This is a genomic window from Oleiphilus sp. HI0066 (assembly GCF_001635725.1).
This window is the reverse complement of the sequence record NZ_LWFH01001550.1, coordinates 1-1,483: the sequence shown is the minus strand read 5'-3', so window position 1 is coordinate 1,483 and position 1,483 is coordinate 1. Positions and strand designations below refer to the sequence as shown.

The 1,483-nt window shown below is 44.3% G+C and carries 1 protein-coding gene; it reads left to right on the top strand.

Going from position 1 to position 1,483, the window contains the following annotated elements; all coding sequences use genetic code 11:
* Positions 1–1,483: threonine--tRNA ligase (gene thrS, locus A3738_RS24030; RefSeq protein WP_068763912.1), on the top strand; the 1,483-nt coding region annotated here is incomplete at both ends.

Sequence of the window (1,483 nt, the reverse complement as noted above, 5' to 3'; positions counted from 1 at the left end):
ACTTGGCAAGAAGCTGTTGATACCTTCAAAGAACGTGGTGAGACATATAAGTTAGAGATTCTGGAACGTGATATTCCGAAAGATGCGACGCCGGGTCTTTATCACCACGAAGAATATATTGATATGTGTCGTGGGCCGCATGTACCGAACATGAAATTCTGCCATCACTTTAAGTTGATGCGAGTTTCAGGTGCCTACTGGCGCGGTGATTCTGACAACAAAATGCTGCAACGTATTTACGGAACAGCATTCGCGGATAAAAAACAGCTTAAGCAGCATTTAAATCGTTTAGTTGAAGCAGAGAAGCGTGACCATCGTAAGATCGGTAAGAAACTTGATTTGTTCCATATGCAGGACGAAGCGCCTGGATCAGTTTTTTGGCACCCGAAAGGTTGGAAGCTCTTTAATAGCCTTATTGGCTACATGCGTGTGCGTCAAGAGCGTGCCGGTTATATTGAAGTAAATACCCCAGACGTTATGGATCGGAGCCTTTGGGAGACTTCAGGTCACTGGTTTAATTATCGAGAAAACATGTTTACGACTGATACTGAAGATGGTCGTAATTTCGCACTTAAGCCAATGAACTGCCCTGGCTCAGTGCTGATGTTCTCACAAGGTCTCAAGAGCTATAAAGACTTACCTTTGCGCATGGCAGAATTCGGCAAGGTGCATCGCTATGAGCCTTCAGGTTCTTTGCATGGCTTAATGCGCGTTCGCCACTTTACGCAAGATGATGCGCACATCTACTGTACTGAACAGCAGATGGAACAAGAGTGTATTGATGTTGTAGCTCTTGTTTTGGATATCTATAAAGACTTCGGATTTGATGATGTAGTAATCAAATTGTCTACTCGACCAGAAAAGCGTATTGGTAGTGATGAGGTATGGGACAAGTTGGAGGGCGCTTTAAGTAACGCTCTTGAGGCTATGGACTTGGATTATGTTTTGTACCCGGGTGAAGGAGCTTTCTACGGCCCGAAGCTTGAATTTGTGCTAAGAGATGCGATTGGTCGAGATTGGCAGTGCGGTACCTTACAGGTCGATATGAACTTGCCTGAGCGCTTTGATATTTCTTATGTCGATGAAGAGGGTGAGCGTGGCAAACGGCCGGTGATGTTGCACCGAGCTTTGTTCGGCTCTTTAGAACGTTTTATTGGTATATTGATTGAGCATTACGAAGGTGCGATGCCGTTTTGGTTAGCTCCAGAGCAGGCTGTAATCTTAAATATTACCGATAAACAGTCAGAATATTGTGAAATATTGCGAGAAAAGCTATATACACAGGGCTTTAGGGCTCACTTGGACTTGAGAAACGAGAAAATCGGCTTTAAAATCCGCGAGCACACAATTGCCAAGGTTCCTTATTTGCTTGTTGTGGGTGATAAGGAAATGGAAAGTGGGACCGTGGCTGTCCGAACACGCAAGGGTGAAGACCTTGGTGTGATGATTCAAGATCAAGTACTAGAACTATTTGAAAAAGAGT